This is a genomic window from Patiriisocius sp., from assembly GCF_051252435.1.
Lineage (GTDB): Bacteria > Bacteroidota > Bacteroidia > Flavobacteriales > Flavobacteriaceae > Patiriisocius.
In genome coordinates this window covers 79,493-96,371 of sequence record NZ_JBPOFW010000003.1, presented here as the reverse complement: position 1 = coordinate 96,371, position 16,879 = coordinate 79,493, and the positions used below count along the sequence as shown (strand labels likewise).

General features: G+C 35.9%; 12 protein-coding genes and 1 riboswitch. Of the genes, 6 read left to right on the top strand and 6 right to left on the bottom strand.

Annotated features, from left to right (window positions below; translation table 11 throughout):
* Positions 1–59 precede the first annotated feature (59 nt).
* From carB to ACSHW7_RS07900, 6 genes are all read left to right on the top strand, one after another.
* Positions 60–2,912 (top strand): carbamoyl-phosphate synthase large subunit, encoded by a 2,853-nt coding sequence (carB, locus tag ACSHW7_RS07925; protein WP_435678805.1) that lies wholly within the window; start codon positions 60–62, stop codon positions 2,910–2,912.
* A gap of 64 nt (positions 2,913–2,976) precedes the next feature.
* On the top strand, positions 2,977–3,561 hold the full coding sequence (locus ACSHW7_RS07920; protein WP_435678804.1) for a T9SS type A sorting domain-containing protein: 585 nt from the start codon (positions 2,977–2,979) through the stop codon (positions 3,559–3,561).
* A gap of 159 nt (positions 3,562–3,720) precedes the next feature.
* Positions 3,721–4,125: a hypothetical protein gene (locus tag ACSHW7_RS07915; RefSeq protein ID WP_435678803.1), complete on the top strand. Its 405-nt coding sequence runs from the start codon at positions 3,721–3,723 to the stop codon at positions 4,123–4,125.
* A gap of 131 nt (positions 4,126–4,256) precedes the next feature.
* The gene (locus ACSHW7_RS07910; protein WP_435679128.1) at positions 4,257–5,339 is read left to right on the top strand and encodes an efflux RND transporter periplasmic adaptor subunit; all 1,083 of its coding nucleotides are present in this window, start codon (positions 4,257–4,259) and stop codon (positions 5,337–5,339) included.
* A 24-nt stretch (positions 5,340–5,363) separates the two neighbouring features.
* Positions 5,364–8,612, top strand: coding sequence for an efflux RND transporter permease subunit (locus ACSHW7_RS07905; RefSeq protein ID WP_435678802.1), 3,249 nt, complete (start codon positions 5,364–5,366; stop codon positions 8,610–8,612).
* Complete coding sequence (locus tag ACSHW7_RS07900; RefSeq protein WP_435678801.1) at positions 8,605–10,053, top strand: TolC family protein; 1,449 nt, start codon at positions 8,605–8,607, stop codon at positions 10,051–10,053. The genes ACSHW7_RS07905 and ACSHW7_RS07900 overlap by 8 nt, the downstream gene beginning before the upstream one ends.
* Before the next feature lie 93 nt (positions 10,054–10,146).
* Here ACSHW7_RS07900 and ACSHW7_RS07895 read toward each other — a convergent pair whose 3' ends face one another.
* From ACSHW7_RS07895 to ACSHW7_RS07870, 6 genes are all read right to left on the bottom strand, one after another.
* Positions 10,147–10,515, bottom strand: a complete 369-nt coding sequence (locus ACSHW7_RS07895; protein ID WP_435678800.1) for a 6-phosphogluconate dehydrogenase — start codon at positions 10,513–10,515, stop codon at positions 10,147–10,149.
* A 120-nt stretch (positions 10,516–10,635) separates the two neighbouring features.
* Complete coding sequence (rmuC, locus tag ACSHW7_RS07890; RefSeq protein WP_435678799.1) at positions 10,636–11,961, bottom strand: DNA recombination protein RmuC; 1,326 nt, start codon at positions 11,959–11,961, stop codon at positions 10,636–10,638.
* Between the two features lie 14 nt (positions 11,962–11,975).
* Positions 11,976–13,247: a DUF2130 domain-containing protein gene (locus ACSHW7_RS07885; RefSeq protein ID WP_435678798.1), complete on the bottom strand. Its 1,272-nt coding sequence runs from the start codon at positions 13,245–13,247 to the stop codon at positions 11,976–11,978.
* 81 nt (positions 13,248–13,328) lie between these two features.
* On the bottom strand, positions 13,329–14,123 hold the full coding sequence (locus ACSHW7_RS07880) for an ABC transporter ATP-binding protein (protein ID WP_435678797.1): 795 nt from the start codon (positions 14,121–14,123) through the stop codon (positions 13,329–13,331).
* Entirely contained in the window at positions 14,124–15,155 is a 1,032-nt protein-coding gene (locus ACSHW7_RS07875) for an iron chelate uptake ABC transporter family permease subunit (RefSeq protein WP_435678796.1), read from the bottom strand.
* Positions 15,152–16,297: an ABC transporter substrate-binding protein gene (locus ACSHW7_RS07870; RefSeq protein WP_435678795.1), complete on the bottom strand. Its 1,146-nt coding sequence runs from the start codon at positions 16,295–16,297 to the stop codon at positions 15,152–15,154. The genes ACSHW7_RS07875 and ACSHW7_RS07870 overlap by 4 nt, the downstream gene beginning before the upstream one ends.
* A gap of 322 nt (positions 16,298–16,619) precedes the next feature.
* Positions 16,620–16,821: riboswitch (cobalamin riboswitch) on the top strand.
* Positions 16,822–16,879 lie beyond the last annotated feature (58 nt).

Genomic DNA, 16,879 nt, shown 5'->3' with positions numbered 1-16,879 from the left:
CCTTTTTTTTATACCCTATCGTCTCGTAATTTTACAATCCGAAAAAAAAACAACATATTATGCCAAAGAACTCCGAGATAAAATCAATTTTAATCATAGGCTCTGGGCCAATAATCATTGGACAAGCTTGCGAATTTGACTACTCTGGGTCTCAAGCTTTGCGTTCGCTTCGCGAAGAAGGAATTGAAACAGTTTTAGTCAACTCAAACCCAGCAACTATTATGACTGACCCTTCAATGGCAGATCATATTTATTTGTTGCCCCTAACTACTAAATCCTTAGTTCAAATTTTAAAAGAACATCCTCAAATTGATGCCGTGCTCCCTACCATGGGAGGACAAACCGCATTAAACTTGGCAATTGAAGCCGATGAAAAAGGGATTTGGAAAGATTTTGGAGTAGAGATGATTGGTGTTGATATTGATGCCATCAACGTAACGGAAGACCGTGAACAATTTAGAGTTCTTATGGGCAAAATTGGTGTCGCGATGGCTCCACAAGAAACAGCTACTTCCTATTTAGAAGGGAAAGAAATTGCACAAGAGTTTGGTTTTCCGCTCGTCATTAGAGCGTCTTATACATTAGGTGGGGCAGGAGCTTCTATTGTTTATAAGGAAGAAGATTTTGACGAATTGCTCAGGCATGGACTTGAAATTTCGCCTATCCATGAAGTCATGATTGACAAAGCCATGATGGGCTGGAAAGAATATGAGCTTGAATTGCTAAGAGATAAAAATGACAATGTAGTTATTATCTGTGCCATAGAAAATATGGACCCAATGGGAATCCATACGGGAGATTCTATTACAGTTGCACCCGCAATGACCTTGAGTGACCGCACGTATCAACGTATGCGTGATATGGCAATCCATATGATGAGAAGCATAGGCGATTTTGCCGGGGGATGTAATGTGCAATTTGCAGTAAGTCCAGATGAAAATGAGGATATTATCGCTATTGAAATCAATCCTCGAGTTTCACGTTCTTCGGCGTTAGCTTCAAAAGCAACGGGGTATCCTATTGCAAAAATTGCCAGTAAATTGGCAATTGGGTATAACTTAGACGAACTTGATAATCAAATTACAAAATCTACTTCAGCATTATTTGAGCCTACTCTTGATTATGTAATTGTAAAGATTCCGCGTTGGAATTTTGACAAATTTGAAGGAAGTGACAGAACATTGGGGTTACAAATGAAATCAGTCGGAGAAGTCATGGGAATTGGGCGTAGTTTCCAAGAAGCATTGCACAAAGCAACGCAATCCTTAGAGATTAAACGCAACGGACTTGGTGCAGACGGAAAAAGCTACACAAATTACGAGCAAATTCTAGACAAGCTTAAACACGCGAGTTGGGACCGTGTATTTGTGATTTATGATGCTATCCAAATGGGAATTCCATTGAGTCGTATTCACGAAATCACAAAGATTGACATGTGGTTCTTACGTCAATATGAGGAGTTATATCTACTAGAAAAAGAGATTTCCACCTTCACTCTAGAGACGTTGCCAAGGGAGTTATTGCTTGAAGCTAAACAAAAAGGATATGGCGATAGACAGATAGCACACATGCTAAAATGTCTTGAAAGTCAAGTGTATAAAAAGCGTGAGGAGTTAAATATCCAGCGAGTGTATAAATTGGTAGACACGTGTGCTGCCGAATTTAAAGCACAAACACCTTATTATTATAGTACGTTTGAAAATGAAATGCAGCTCGACGGAAAAGAGCCATATTCAGAAAATGATAGTGTTGTTACAGACAAGAAGAAAATTATTGTTTTAGGTTCGGGACCCAACCGAATTGGGCAGGGCATTGAATTTGATTACTGCTGTGTACATGGTGTTTTAGCAGCTGCCGAAGTGGGTTACGAAACCATCATGATAAATTGTAACCCCGAAACAGTCTCGACGGATTTTGATGTTGCGGATAAATTATATTTCGAACCTGTTTTTTGGGAACATATTTATGACATTATCCGTCACGAAAAACCGGAAGGTGTTATTGTCCAATTGGGTGGGCAAACAGCTTTAAAATTAGCAGAAAAATTAGAGCGCTACGGTGTAAAAATTTTAGGAACAAGTTTCCAAGCCCTGGATTTAGCTGAAGACCGTGGAAGTTTCTCAACCATATTAAAAGAACTCGACATACCGTATCCAGAATTTGGTGTTGCCGAAACGACAGATCAAGCTCTAGAATTAGCAGATCAGTTAGATTTTCCTCTATTGATTAGACCTAGTTATGTATTGGGTGGACAAGGAATGAAAATCGTAATCAACAAGCAAGAATTGGAAGAACACGTAGTTGATTTGCTTCGGAAAATACCCAACAACAAACTCTTGTTAGACCATTATCTTGACGGAGCCATCGAAGCAGAGGCTGATGCTATTTGTGATGGAGAAGATGTGTACATCATAGGAATAATGGAACACATTGAACCCTGCGGAATTCACTCTGGAGACTCAAATGCTACATTGCCACCTTTCAATCTAGGCGAATTTGTAATGCAACAAATTAAAGATCACACTAAGAAAATTGCACTTGCATTGAACACGGTAGGATTGATCAATATTCAATTTGCGATTAAAGATGATAAGGTATATATCATTGAAGCGAACCCAAGAGCATCACGTACGGTGCCATTTATTGCAAAAGCGTATGGCGAGCCGTATGTAAATTATGCAACTAAAGTAATGTTAGGGCATAGTAAGGTGACCGATTTCGATTTCAAACCACATCTTGACGGATATGCCATCAAACAACCCGTTTTCAGTTTTAACAAATTTCCGAATGTAAACAAACAACTAGGACCAGAAATGAAAAGTACTGGTGAAAGTATTTTGTTTATCGATAGTTTAAAAGATGATCAATTTTACGATTTGTATTCTAGAAGGAAAATGTATTTAAGTAAGTAATTGTGTTTTTTTAAAACTGTGCTTGGGAAACTAACGTATCTTTAGCATAACTTAAAACCATATTATGAAGAAAATTACATTATTGATGATGCTTTTTACAATTGGTATCTTGGGAGCGCAAACTACCCATGATATTGTTTGGACCAACGGTGCCGGCACAAGTGGGGAAGCAACAAAGACTATAGAAACAGGTGACACGGTGAGATGGACGTGGGGGAATACCGCAGGGCATGATATTTTTAGCAGTGATCCAGATGCACCTGCCGATTTTGGCACAGGAATAATCAGTCAGCAAGGTTTCGTTTACGAATATACTTTTACAGAAGAAGCTGTAATAGACTACATTTGTACACCTCATTCAGGAAATATGTTTGGAACTATAACTGTAATTGATGCATTGTCAACACAAGATAAATTTGCAACTAACTTGAATTACTTTCCTAATCCGGTGAATGATAAAATGACAATAACGTCACTTTACGAGCTTGACAGCTATGAAGTATATTCTGTTTTGGGTAAAAAAATTATGCAAAAAGAAGCAGATGGAAACTTTGCTCAAATAGATATGAGTAACTTGAATAGTGGGCTCTACTTGGTTACTGCAATTTCCGGAGATTTCAAAACTACTTTTAAGGTAATTAAAAATTAATTCTGAAATTTTACACTAATTCAAAATATTTATAGGGGATAAAATTGAGCTCAATTTTATCCCTTCTTTTTTACTTAAAATTTAAATATTTAAATCTTGTCGCATTAAATGAATTGATATAATTTTGCACCGCAAATGAAAGCACCTCTAAAAAAATACATGCCATTACTATTAAGCCTTTTTTTTACAGGGCTATTTAGTGTATTTGCTTTTTCATTTTCATTGGAAAATCATGAATTATCCGTTGATTTTCAGCAATTTGAACAGATACATCCTCAAGATGTATCGAGCGATACTACTTCATTAGCATTGTGTTCTTCACAAAATGAAAATGATAAAGAAAAATATTATTTTGATATTGTTGAAACAGTAGACATAGAGGAAAATGAACTTTTTTCACAGCAACAATTAGTTTCCATAAATTCTTTGTTTCAATTTTTGAATGTTACTGTATTTAGTGCGCTATTTCAAAATTTACAAGAAGATAAATTCAGGTTTTTCAGATATTCTTTTTGTGACACTTCTGTAAGTCGTCAAATTAAATTTCAGGTTTTTATAATCTGATACATTTCCGAAGGATATATTTTTGTCCTTATCTACTCTAATTATTTTCTAAAAACCTAGAGTTCCCTTTGTTTACAAACAATGGCGAGCCTTAACTACATTATTATTTCAATTTATTTAATTTCAAAATGATGAAAAAAACCCTGATTTTCATGGGCTTGTGCGTGTTATTATTTCATACAAGTTGCGAAACAAAAAAAGAAGAAAAAAAGGAAATTACCCAATTTCTAGTTACAAACCCTATTAAAAAAGATACCATAATCACAAAAGATTATGTGAGCCAGATCCATGCTTTCAGGCACATTGAAATCCGTGCCCTAGAAAAAGGATATTTAAAGCAAATATCTGTTGATGAAGGTGAGTACGTAAAAAAGGGGCAGTCCATGTTCCAGATTATGCCAAATATTTATCAAGCAGAATTACAAAAAGCCAAAGCAGAATCTAAAGCTGCGGAAATAGAACTTAAGAACACAAAGTTATTGGCTGATGGAAATGTAGTCTCACCCAACGAACTCGCATTGGCCAATGCCATATATGATAAAGCAAACGCCGAGGTTTTACTTGCCGAAACACATCTTGGTTTCACAAAAATCAAGGCTCCATTTGATGGAATTATGGACCATCTTGAAGCGAGAGAGGGAAGCCTTTTAGATGAAGGCGAATTATTGACCACATTATCAGACAACAGCAAAATGTGGGTGTACTTCAACGTGCCAGAAGCCGAATATCTAGACTATATCATGAGTGCTGATAAAGATGCTAAAAAGGAAGTAGAACTATTAATGGCTAACAATATGCAATTCAATCAAAAAGGTATTGTAGAAACCATAGAAGGAGATTTTAATAGTGAAACAGGAAACATTGCTTTTAGAGCCACATTCCCGAATCCAGATGGAATTTTAAGGCATGGCGAAACAGGAAGTGTGTTGATGTCGGTTCCTTTTAAAGATGTCATTATCATCCCCCAAAAGGCCACATTTGAAATTTTAGATAAAACCTATGTTTTTGTTGTGACAAAAGATAATGTAGTAAAGCAAAGAGAAATTTCTATTGGTGGAGAATTACCTCATTTATATATTATAAGCGAAGGGCTTTCTGAAAATGATACCATTTTGTTAGAAGGAATTAGAATGGTTAAAAATGATGAAGAAATCCACACCAAGTTCTTAGAACCCAACAAAGTATTGTCTGAGTTAAATCTATACGCTGAATAATTTTCAAATTTAATCTAAAAAGACATGTTTAAACAATTTATAAAAAGACCTGTATTGGCAATTGTTATTTCGGTAATGATTGTATTTATAGGTGGACTTGCCATAAAGCAATTACCTATTTCTCAGTTTCCACAGATTGCACCAACGACCGTAAATATTTTTATAGCCTATCCAGGATCAAGTGCCGAAGTGTTAGTGAATTCTACATTGATACCTTTAGAAACAGCCATTAACGGAGTTCAAGACATGCGGTATATAGCATCTGATGCTACAAGTGCTGGTGAAGCAACCGTAAGAGTCATTTTTGAACCAGGTACAGACCCAAACGAAGCTGTAGTAAGAGTAAAAACACGTGTGGACCAAGTAATGCCATTATTGCCAGAACTTGTACAACGTGAAGGCGTTATCATTACACCTGTACAACCCAGTATGTTGATGTATGTCAACCTTTCAAGTACAGATAAAAACAATGACGAAAAGTTTCTATACAACTATGCTTATACAAAGGTTATTCCTGAAATACAACGTATCAAAGGGATTGCAAGTGCTCAAATTTTAGGTAGTAGAAAATATGCGATGAGAGTTTGGTTAAAACCAGACCGTATGCGTGCATATAATATTTCAGCAGAAGAAGTATTAGAAGCAATGGAAGATCAAAGTATCTTGGCTAGACCTGGACGTTTGGGAAGAAGTTCTGGGATGACATCCCAATCATTGGAATACGTATTGACCTATCAAAACAGATACAATGAACCTGATCAATACAAAGAAATTATTATAAGGGCCAATGAGGAGGGGGAAATTATCAAATTAGAAGACATCGCAGATGTGAAATTAGGAAGCGAGTTTTTTGATATTTATTCAAATTTAGATGGTAAGCCCTCTGCATCAATCGTATTAAAACAAACCTTTGGAAGTAACGGTAGTGACGTAATCAAAGCCGTAAAGGAAAAATTAAAAGAATTGGAAGTTGAACTACCTCCTAATGTTGATTTTCAAATAAGTTATGACGTTTCGAACTTTTTGGATGCATCTATCGAGCAGGTGTTACATACCTTGCGAGATGCTTTTATTCTTGTTGCCATTGTTGTATTCTTATTTTTAGGAGATTGGCGTTCTACTTTAATACCCATTATTGCTGTTCCGGTTTCATTGATTGGTGCTTTTTTTGTCATGCAGCTCTTTGGTCTTTCTATAAACTTAATTACACTTTTTGCATTAGTACTTGCCATTGGTATCGTTGTGGATAACGCCATTGTAGTTGTCGAGGCAGTGCACGTTAAAATGGAGGAGGAGCATCTTACACCTTATAAAGCTTCTTACGAAGTTTTGGGCGAAATTGGAGGAGCGATTGTGGCTATAACGTTGGTTATGGTTTCGGTGTTTATCCCTATTTCGTTTATGACGGGACCCGTAGGAGTTTTCTATCGCCAATTTTCAATAACGATGGCTGGATCAATAATAATTTCGGCTATTGTAGCATTGACTTTAACACCTGTTTTATGTGCTATGCTTCTAAAAAATAACCATGGAAAAAAGAAAAAATCACCCATTGACAAATTTATAAGTTGGTTTAACCGAGGGTTTGAAAGATTGACCGGAAAATACGTTTCAATACTTAATAGAATAGTGGCAAGACGGGTTTTGACCTTCGGAATTTTAATCGCCTTCTGTGCTGGAATTTATTTTACAAGCGAAGTTTTACCCGCAGGATTTATCCCTAATGAAGACCAAGGGATGATTTATGCAATTATTCAAACACCACCGGGAGCCACTTTAGAGCGAACAAATGAAGTAGCAAAAAAACTTCAAAAAATTTGTGAGGAAACCGAAGGCGTAGCTTCTGTTTCTTCTTTGGCAGGTTATGAAATTATGACCGAAGGGCGTGGGTCGAACGCAGGTACCTGCCTCATCAACTTAAAACCTTGGTCTGATCGTCATCATTCGGTACATGAAATAATGGAAGAATTAGAAGAGGAAACCAAAGATTTGGGAGCAGTTATAGAATATTTTGAGCCACCAGCAGTACCTGGTTTTGGTTCTTCTGGAGGTTTTGCAATGCGCCTTTTAGATAAAACGAACTCAACAGATTATCATCAATTTGAAAAAATTAATAATGATTTTATGGAGGCTTTATCTGAGCGAGAAGAACTCTCTGGATTATTTACATTCTATTCAGCTAACTACCCTCAATACGAATTAAAAATAAATAATAAAATTGCCATGCAAAAAGGGGTGACCATTGGTAATGCAATGGAAAATCTTAATATTTTGATTGGTAGTACTTATGAACAGGGATTTGTTCGCTTTGGTAGATTTTTCAAAGTATATACGCAAGCTGCGCCAGAATATAGAAGATTACCATCTGACCTTGAAAAACTTTATGTAAAAAATGAGTCTGGTGAAATGGTGCCTTATTCTGCTTTCATGACTATTGAAAAGAAATTGGGGCCGAACGAAATAACACGTTATAACCTTTACAATTCGGCTTCGATTAGAGGATTACCAGCAAAAGGCTTTACCAGTGGCGACGCTATTAACGCAATCAAAGAAATTGCCGCAAAAGAACTGCCACGAGGATATGATATTGCTTGGGAGGGATTGTCTTTTGATGAAGCCAATAGAGGTAATGAATCACTCTATGTGTTTATTGTAGTATTGGTGTTTGTTTACTTCGTACTTGCCGCACAGTATGAAAGCTTTTTACTTCCATTTGCAGTAATATTATCACTTCCGGTTGGGGTGTTTGGATCCTTTATTCTGTTGAAATCTATGGGATTAGCAAATGATGTGTACGCACAAATTGGTATCATCATGCTTGTTGGTTTATTAGGTAAAAATGCGGTATTGATTGTTGAGTTCGCCGTACAGGAACAAAGGCAAGGAGCCACCGTATTGGAAGCAGCGATTGAGGGTAGTAAAGCACGTTTTAGACCTATTTTAATGACCTCTTTTGCATTTATCGCTGGACTGATTCCATTGGTGGTTGCAACAGGAGCAGGTGCCATTGGTAATAGAACTATTGGAGGTTCTTCCTTGGGAGGTATGCTTATAGGAACGCTGTTTGGAGTACTATTGATTCCTGGATTGTATTATGTTTTTGCTAAAATGGCTGAAGGAAAAAGTTTGATTAAAGACGAATCCAACGAACCACTTTCAGAAGAATTTATAAGAAATAGCGAAGCTGAAAACCAAACAAGATTAAATTCTGATAGTATAAGTAAACTTAAAAAATTGTTGAAAAAACTTCGAAAAAAAAATAGAGATGAATAATTTAAAATCTAAGAATCAAACATTTAAAGCTTTTTTAATTGGCTTTTTAAGTTTGCTCACTATAAGTTCTTGCGTGCCTACAAAAGCTGTGAGAAATGAAAACAAAACAGTTCCGGAGCAGTATCAAAATCAAAAGGTAGATACTACCAATACTTCCACTTTGCAATGGAAGGAGTTTTTTGTTGACCAAAATCTAGTTGCCTTAATTGATACTGCTCTTGTAAATAATCAAGAGCTTAATATCATGTTGCAAAAAATCAACGTGGCGCAGAATGAAGTTAAAACGAGAACAGGGGAGTACCTTCCATTTGTAGGTTTATTTGCGGGAGCCGAAGTTGAAAAAGTAGGCGAATTTACAAGAAATGGTGCTGTTGAAAAAAATCTTCCCATACGAGAGGAAGAAGAGTTTCCAGAACCATTGACAAACTTTCAAGTTGGTATTTCTGCATCTTGGGAATTGGATATTTGGAAAAAACTTCGGAATGGAAAAAAGGCAAGTGTCCTTGAATATTTGGCTTCGATTGAAGGAAAGAATTTTATGAAAACCCAGTTGATTTCAGAAATAGCAAGTGCGTATTACGAACTCATGGCACTGGACAATCAATTGTTGATCATAGAACAAAATCTGGAAATTCAGCAACAGGCACTTTCAATGATAAAACTTCAAAAAGAAGCTGCCCGAGTTACAGAATTAGCCGTTAAACGTTTTGAAGCCGAAGTTTTTAAAAATAAGAGTAATAAGTGTTTGATAGAGCAACAAATTGTTGAGACCGAAAATACAATCAATTTTTTGATCGGTAGATTTCCGCAGCCTGTTTTGCGAAGTTCTTCAAATTTTATTGATATACCTGTTTCAATATTACAAACGGGTGTTCCGTCGCAATTACTAGAAAACCGTCCAGATATTCGAAGAGCAGAATATGAACTCGCTGCCGCAAAATTAAATGTTAACATAGCAAAAGCAAATTTTTACCCTTCTATTGGTGTTAATGCTGGTGTAGGTCTTGAAGCTTTTAATCCCAAGTTTTTGACCAGCACCCCAGAGTCTCTTTTATATTCTTTGGTAGGTGATGTCGTAAGTCCTTTAATAAACAGAAATGCAATCAAATCGGCTTATACAACAGCAAATAACATGCAACTAGAAGCCGTTTTTGAATATGAAAAAGCTATTTTGAATGCTTACATCGAAGTAGCGAACCAGTTATCGGATGCTAAAAACCTTAACGAAAGTTATCTTTTAAAACAAGAGCAGGTTAAAGCTCTCAATGCGTCAACCGAACTATCAATTCGTTTGTTCAAATCTGCGAGAGCAGAATATACAGAAGTGTTGTTAACACAGCGTGAAGCTTTAGATTCTCAAATAGAAATTATTGAGACCAAAAGAGATCAATTGCTAGCAAATGTTAAACTGTATCAAGCACTGGGTGGAGGCTGGAATTGATATTTAAATGAATTTTAAATAATTCATCTAAAATTTCAGAAAATAAAAAAAGCCATTTTCAATTTTTGGAAATGGCTTTTTTATGCGTTATTTTTAATTTCTATTGAAATGTGGCGAATTTTCTAATGTGACATCATTGATAAAATACTTGGTGTCGCCCCACCAAAAGAAGGTGCCAAATCTTTCAACATAGGTTAACTTTACGTATTTACCTTGATATTCTTCTAGCTTTTTGATTACTTCTTTCTTTTCATCAAGTACCGAAAAAGGAAAAATCTGTGCGCCACTAATTCCTTGGCTTATTTCGCCTTCATAAGTTTTGACCAATACACCTTTTCGGCTAAATTTTATTAATTCGCCAGCTCGAGTACCTTCGCTGTACGGTACAAAATAGACAAAAGCAACATAGATTAAATAGATTGCTAACAAGCTTCCCAGTATGATGAATAGTATTTTTTTCATGTGTATTGCCACGGAGGTGGGTATTTTATTAATTACTGTTTATTCTGAAATATTAAAATTTCGTATCCCTTATTTTTATAAAGGTAAGTACTTTACAATAATAGTTAACTAATAGTTTCATTATTCATTATCATCACTCGTTGCTTTCTTCAGCAATTTTTCATTTAAATGTTTACGCTGCTTAATCCCCAATTTTTTAATTTTTTCTACCTTTTTAATTAGATTTCCTTGACCTGTAAGTTTTTTCATCGTGCCATCGTAACTTCCTTTTACGGTGTTGAGTTGGTTTCCTACTTTGATTAAATCTTCGGTAAGATTTACAAATTGATCGTACAATCTGCCAGCTTGGGTTGCAATTTCCAGCGCATTTTGTTGTTGTTTTTCATTGTTCCACATCGTGTCGATTGTGCGAAGCGTTGCTAATAGCGTGGAAGGGGTTACGATTACAATATTTTTCTCAAATGCCCAAGCGTATAAGTTTTCGTCTGTATTTACAGCAACTGCGAAGGCAGGTTCAATGGGAACAAAAAGTAAAACAAAATCTGGACTTTCTATTTTATATAGGTCGTTATAATTTTTTGCACTCAATTGCTCAATATGCTTTTTTAGAGAGTTTACATGCTCGGTTAAAAAACGGGGTTTTAACAATTCATCTTCTTCGTTGACAAACCGCTCATAAGCAATCAAAGATACCTTTGAGTCAATAATCATTTTATTATTGTCTGGAAGATGAATGACAACATCGGGCAGCACACGTTTTCCTTCGTCGTTTGTAAAGCTATTTTGCACAAAATATTCCCTATCTTTTTCGAGTCCGCTTTTTTCTAGAACTCTTTCAAGAACTAATTCCCCCCAATTTCCTTGAATTTTATTATCGCCTTTTAATGCCTTTGTCAAATTAGTAGCCTCTTTGCTCATTTGCTCGTTCAACTCTTTTAGACCAATGATTTGTTGTCTCAACATAGCGTGGCGGTCAATACTTTCTTTATTGGTAAAATCTACTTTTTGTTCAAATTTTTCAATTTTATCTTGAAGCGGCTTTAAAATGATATCGATATTTTCTTTGTTTTGTTTGGTAAATTTTTCACTCTTGCTGTCTAAAATTTTGTTTGCTAAATTCTCAAACTCTTTGGTGAATTTCTCGTTCAGCTTTTCAAGTTCGCCACTTTGGTCTCGTAATTTAGCTTCGAGGTTATCGAACTCTGCATTGCGGCGTGTTAATTCTAGATTGAGAAAATCTTTTTCTTTTCTAATTTCCTCTCTTTCCATTAGTGTGCTATTAAATTGGACATTCAATTTTTCTTCTTGTAATTGTGCTTGTTCCAATCTTCCTTGCCAAATAGCATTCTCGCCTTTGTTTTTAAGCTTTGCCAATAAATTTCCTATATAAGCACCTATGCCCAGACAGATGAGCGCGGTAATGATTGTAATTAATGTTTCGTTCAATGCAATGTCGGTTTTTATTCTTCAATAGAAGTATCTGGCAGCTCAAGTATTGAAAAGGTTTCTAACTCATTTCCAGCAATGCCTTTTATAGAACCAAATAAAGCAGAAATGTTTTCCTGAACAACCCATATTTGCTTCTCTCTTGAGGCCCAAATTTTATGCATTGCCTTTTTTTCACTATTGAGTTGGTTGATCATTCCAGAATAGTTTTCGCCTATTCTTTCTATATTTCTAACAAATTCATTACTCGTTAAATATCGATATAAAAGTTCCATTTTCTCCCCTTTATTTTCATCTGAAGTTTTAACAGAATGTGTTTTCAAAAGAATTTCACGCAATACTAAGGAAACACTTTTAACTTCATGAAAACCACAAATCCAAACGCCATCTTTTTCTCCAAAACGATTCATATCGCTCGGAAAAGTTTCAGTAACAATCACTGCTATGTCTGCTTTACATTTTATTTGGTCTTGTTTTAGTTTTTCAATCCAATCATTAGAAAAGTTTTTAGTTCGCTTACTTTCATAAACTATTGAACCGCACTCTTGTTGCAAACTATTGATAACCGTTTGCATACAATCTGCACCTCGAATACCTTTTCCAACTTCACTTATAACATCAAAAGGATAGCTTAAGGCTAAGAGTTCTTCAAGGGCTAGTTCTTGTACTTCTCCTTGCATTTGCATGGAACCTTGCTCAGCTTTTCGCTTCATTTCATCAATCAACTTTTTTTGGTCGTCCAGTTGTTTTTGATATTCCCGTTCCTTTAAAACCATAGACTCGCGCTCTTTTAATCTCGCTTTGTCTTCAATTTCTTTTTGCTTTTCCAATAGTTCTTTCTGAACGTTTAACTGTAATTCTTCAGTTTTTTCTATTAATTCGTTTTCTCTTTTTAAAAGTTCAATTTCCGCAGACCTCAAGGCTCTGTTTTCTTCTTTTTTCTTTTCGTTCTCGGCCTGTAATGCGCTAAGTTGCTGTTCAAAAGATTCTTTTGTTTGCTTTTCAATTTTTTCAGACTCTTTTAAGAGGCGTTGCTGTAACTTTTCTTTAAATAATTCATTTTCTCGCTCTTTCTTTGCTTCAAAGTCTTCTACTTCTTTGGCAAGTTTCAACTTTTCTTCATCGATTAATTTTGCGAGCTTTAACTTTTCAGCATTAAATACCTGTGCTTGCTCCGCAACTTTTTTTTCGTATGCAGCTTTAAACTGTGCTTCTAACTTTCCCGCAAGTGCTTCTTCAACATCAAATTGATGTGCACAATTGGGGCATTGTATTTTATCTGTCATTAAAAAAATGTTTTAATAGTAAATATAGTAACTATTGCTTTGAAGCAAAAGAGGAAAACCATAAACTATGCCTTATATAAACTAATTTTTAACCGAGAACCGCCCAGTATTCTTATCAAAATGAATTGTTTCTGGCGGGAAGAGTGCGTCAAATTTTCCTTGTTCAATGAGTTTGCAAGGTTCGTCAATCGCTACACTTTTTTTAGTCATTACCATCATCGTATCTGCCAATTGGATGGCAATGTCAATTTCGTGCGTAGAAAATAGTATGGTTTTTTGCTTTTCAACAGCCAATTTTTTAAGCAATTTTAAAATATACGCGCGATGGTATAAGTCTAAATGCGTTGTAGGTTCGTCAAGAATTATAACAGGGGTATCTTGCGCGAGCGCCCGTGCAATATATACACGTTGCAATTGCCCATCGCTCAGTTCATAACAATTTTTATGTTTTAGTTTAGCCACATCTGTCGCTTCAATTGCTTCGTTGATTTTAGCAATATCCAATGAGGTTAATCTCCCCATCCAACTTGTATGGGGTTGTCTTCCCAGCGAAATCAATTCTAAAACAGTCAAGTTTTTTGAAGCTGGAGCTTCGGTTAAAACTAAGCTTAATTGTGTGGCGCGTTGTAGCGATGTAGTTTCTGAAATAGTACTTCCATTTAAAATAATATCACCTTTTAAAGCGGGTTGCGTGGCGGATAAAGTTCTTAGTAGCGTGGATTTCCCAATTCCATTGCTACCTACTAAACCAATTAATTCTCCTTTTCTTAATGCAAAGTTTAATCCTTCGGCAATGACGGTATCTCCTTTTTTTGAAGGATATCCAATGCTTAAATTTTCAGCAGTTAATACGGTGTTTGAAATTTCCGAAGCCATCTAGAATAACAATTTACGTTTTTTTACCAATAACCAAATCACAACCGGAGCACCTACTAACGATGTGATTGCGTTGATTGGGAGTGTATATTCTGTAAACGGCAGTTGTGCGATGGTGTCACAAAGTAGCATTAAAATCGCACCGCAAATTAATACTGCTGGGATTAAAATAAGATGGTTTGAGGTTTTTATAAATTGGCGTGTTAAGTGCGGTACTGCGAGTCCCACAAATGCGATGGGTCCTGCAAAGGCAGTGATACTTCCTGCGAGAATACTTGTTGCGAGAATGATGATAAACGTATTTCGTTTTATTTTTAATCCCATGCTTTTTGCATAGTTTTCTCCTAATAATAAGGCGTTTAAAGCCTTTGCGCTGGCAAGACTCAATAGAATACCAATGAAAAAACAGAGTGCTAAAATCAAGATGCCTTCCCGCGATTGATTGCCCAAACTCCCAAAAGACCAAAAGACAAATTGCTGTAATTGCTGGGCTGCACTAAAATAGGAGAGGACAGCGACCACGGCACCGGTAACGCTACCAAACATAAGCCCGATGATTAAAATTGCCATCGTGTCTTTAATTCTAAATGTTACAGCGAGTACTGCAAGCAAGACTAAAAAACTACCAAAAGCACTCGCGATTATCAAACTCCAATTGCTCAAAAGCACGCTTCCCATAAATCCTCCAAAGGCTCCTGCGCCTAAAATTAGAATAGCCACACCTAAGCTTGCACCGCTGCTCAATCCAAGTACAAAAGGCCCTGCCAGCGGATTTCGAAATAATGTTTGCATCAATAATCCTGAAACGGCCAAGCCGCCGCCTGCCATAATTGCGGTTAATGCCTTTGGGATTCTGTAATCTTGAATAATAAAATTCCATGATGATTTTTCAACATCACCACCAAAAATACTCGCAACCACATCGCCCAATGGGATTGAGACACTTCCTAAACTAATGTTCACTAAAAAGCAAACGAAAAGCACTAAGAGTAGTGCAATGAAAATACCCGAATATCTTTTTTGGAGTATCATTTTAATTGTTCAAAAAAGAATAATTCGTGATTGGGTAAAAGTGATGGGTGTAAGATTTTAATAATATCTTTTAAAACAATATCTGGGCGGTTGGGTGCTAATTCGTAATAAAGTACTCCGCCGGTTTCACCTTTCTTATTCGTAAAACTAAACACCTTGTCTGTCTTAATGGGAGCAAATTGTGAATAGGCATTATTCGCATCTACCAATTGTTGAATGGAAGTATATTGCCCCGGACCAATCCAAAAGTCGGCATTTTGTCCTTTTTCTAAAACGCTCTCAATATTGAGTGAAATACTTCCCGTGCCTTCACTATCTTTCCACAAATAATCACCATTTGCATCCTTGATAAACTGCGCTGCCCAACTATCGCCCTGTGGCATGTACCAAATATCTTTGTACATCGCACCACTTAAAACCGTTGGTTTTTTTTGGGCTGAAGCTGCTGTTTTTTTTGCTGAAATATATTCAGTTTCAATGATTTTAAAGATGCTGTCTGCTTCTTTGCTCTTATTATAAAGTGCTCCAAAAAATTTAATCCACTCGGCTTTTCCCAACGGGTGTTTTTCGGTCCAATCTGCGTTAATAAGTGTGGGAATGCCTGTTTTTTCTAGCGTTGCAAGTGTTGTATTATTTCCATCAATAGCAAAACTTACCACAGCATCGGGATTTAAATCTATTAAAACTTCAGTATTTAAATCTTCGTTTTTACCCACTTCTTTAATTTTTTCTTCGGAAATGAGCTTTCGTGTTTTTTGAGAAGAAATGTAATTCAGATTAGGAAACCCAACGATGGAATTTTCAGCTTCGAGCATTTCTAAAGAAGGAATATGCGTTGTTGAAGTCACCACAATTGTTTTGATTGGCGTTTTTATAAAAGCGTCGTGATTTGGTAACTCTGATGTTGAAATTTCATTATCACTTAAAATATACGTGTACGATTTATCGGCTCCCGGCCAAGGATTTGTAATGGTAATTATTTTGTAGATTTCAGTTTCTGAAATTTCAAATCCTTTGGCATATTTAATTTCATTTCCAGTAATAGCTGCGTTTTCAACTTCGGAAATAGTACTAGTTTCATTATTATTCTTACAACCGAAAATACTGAGTGAAATTAATAAATAGATAATTCGCAATTCCATAGGGTTCAATTAAATGTAAATATAATACCTCCCTTTTTGGGAGGTCGAAATTGTCATTTTACAATTTCGGGTGGGGAAAAATAAAAAATAGATTATAATCAAAAACTTAACTAAATAAAAAAACCTTCCACTTTAATTAATTAGGAAAAAAAAATCTGAATCCTTATTTTTTATTTCAGCAAAACTAAACAAATGCATTACAAATTTTCTAATTACTACTCATTTCATTTTAAAGATTTGATTTGTTGCACGATATCAGGTTATTCCATTTTTTCTGCATACTTCCGTCTAAAAGCTACTGACTAATTCAGAATAAATAATTACTTTCGCACCGAATTTTGGTTGGCACATTTGTGTCATTAAAAGGGAATTTTGTTAAAAGCAAAAGCTGTTCCCGCAACTGTAAGTCGTTCAGATATCAAAAAAACTGAATAGCGAAACTTCAAAACCACTGTCCCGCTGGCGCGTGATGGGAAGGTCGCTCAAAGACAAGCCAGGAGACCTGCCTTAATTTATGATTGCAAACCTTCGGGATAAAGGATTGGAACTGTATGGCGCTTTGCGCTTATATGCTTCTTTTTT

What these genes read in the sequence shown, in the direction of transcription:
- carB (WP_435678805.1), top strand. Translation starts at nt 60, where the DNA reads ATGCCAAAGAACTCCGAGATAAAATCAATTTTAATCATAGGCTCTGGG.
- ACSHW7_RS07920 (WP_435678804.1), top strand. Translation starts at nt 2,977, where the DNA reads ATGAAGAAAATTACATTATTGATGATGCTTTTTACAATTGGTATCTTG.
- ACSHW7_RS07915 (WP_435678803.1), top strand. Translation starts at nt 3,721, where the DNA reads ATGCCATTACTATTAAGCCTTTTTTTTACAGGGCTATTTAGTGTATTT.
- ACSHW7_RS07910 (WP_435679128.1), top strand. Translation starts at nt 4,257, where the DNA reads ATGAAAAAAACCCTGATTTTCATGGGCTTGTGCGTGTTATTATTTCAT.
- ACSHW7_RS07905 (WP_435678802.1), top strand. Translation starts at nt 5,364, where the DNA reads ATGTTTAAACAATTTATAAAAAGACCTGTATTGGCAATTGTTATTTCG.
- ACSHW7_RS07900 (WP_435678801.1), top strand. Translation starts at nt 8,605, where the DNA reads ATGAATAATTTAAAATCTAAGAATCAAACATTTAAAGCTTTTTTAATT.
- ACSHW7_RS07895 (WP_435678800.1), bottom strand. Translation starts at nt 10,515, where the DNA reads ATGAAAAAAATACTATTCATCATACTGGGAAGCTTGTTAGCAATCTAT.
- ACSHW7_RS07885 (WP_435678798.1), bottom strand. Translation starts at nt 13,247, where the DNA reads ATGACAGATAAAATACAATGCCCCAATTGTGCACATCAATTTGATGTT.
- ACSHW7_RS07880 (WP_435678797.1), bottom strand. Translation starts at nt 14,123, where the DNA reads ATGGCTTCGGAAATTTCAAACACCGTATTAACTGCTGAAAATTTAAGC.
- ACSHW7_RS07875 (WP_435678796.1), bottom strand. Translation starts at nt 15,155, where the DNA reads ATGATACTCCAAAAAAGATATTCGGGTATTTTCATTGCACTACTCTTA.
- ACSHW7_RS07870 (WP_435678795.1), bottom strand. Translation starts at nt 16,297, where the DNA reads ATGGAATTGCGAATTATCTATTTATTAATTTCACTCAGTATTTTCGGT.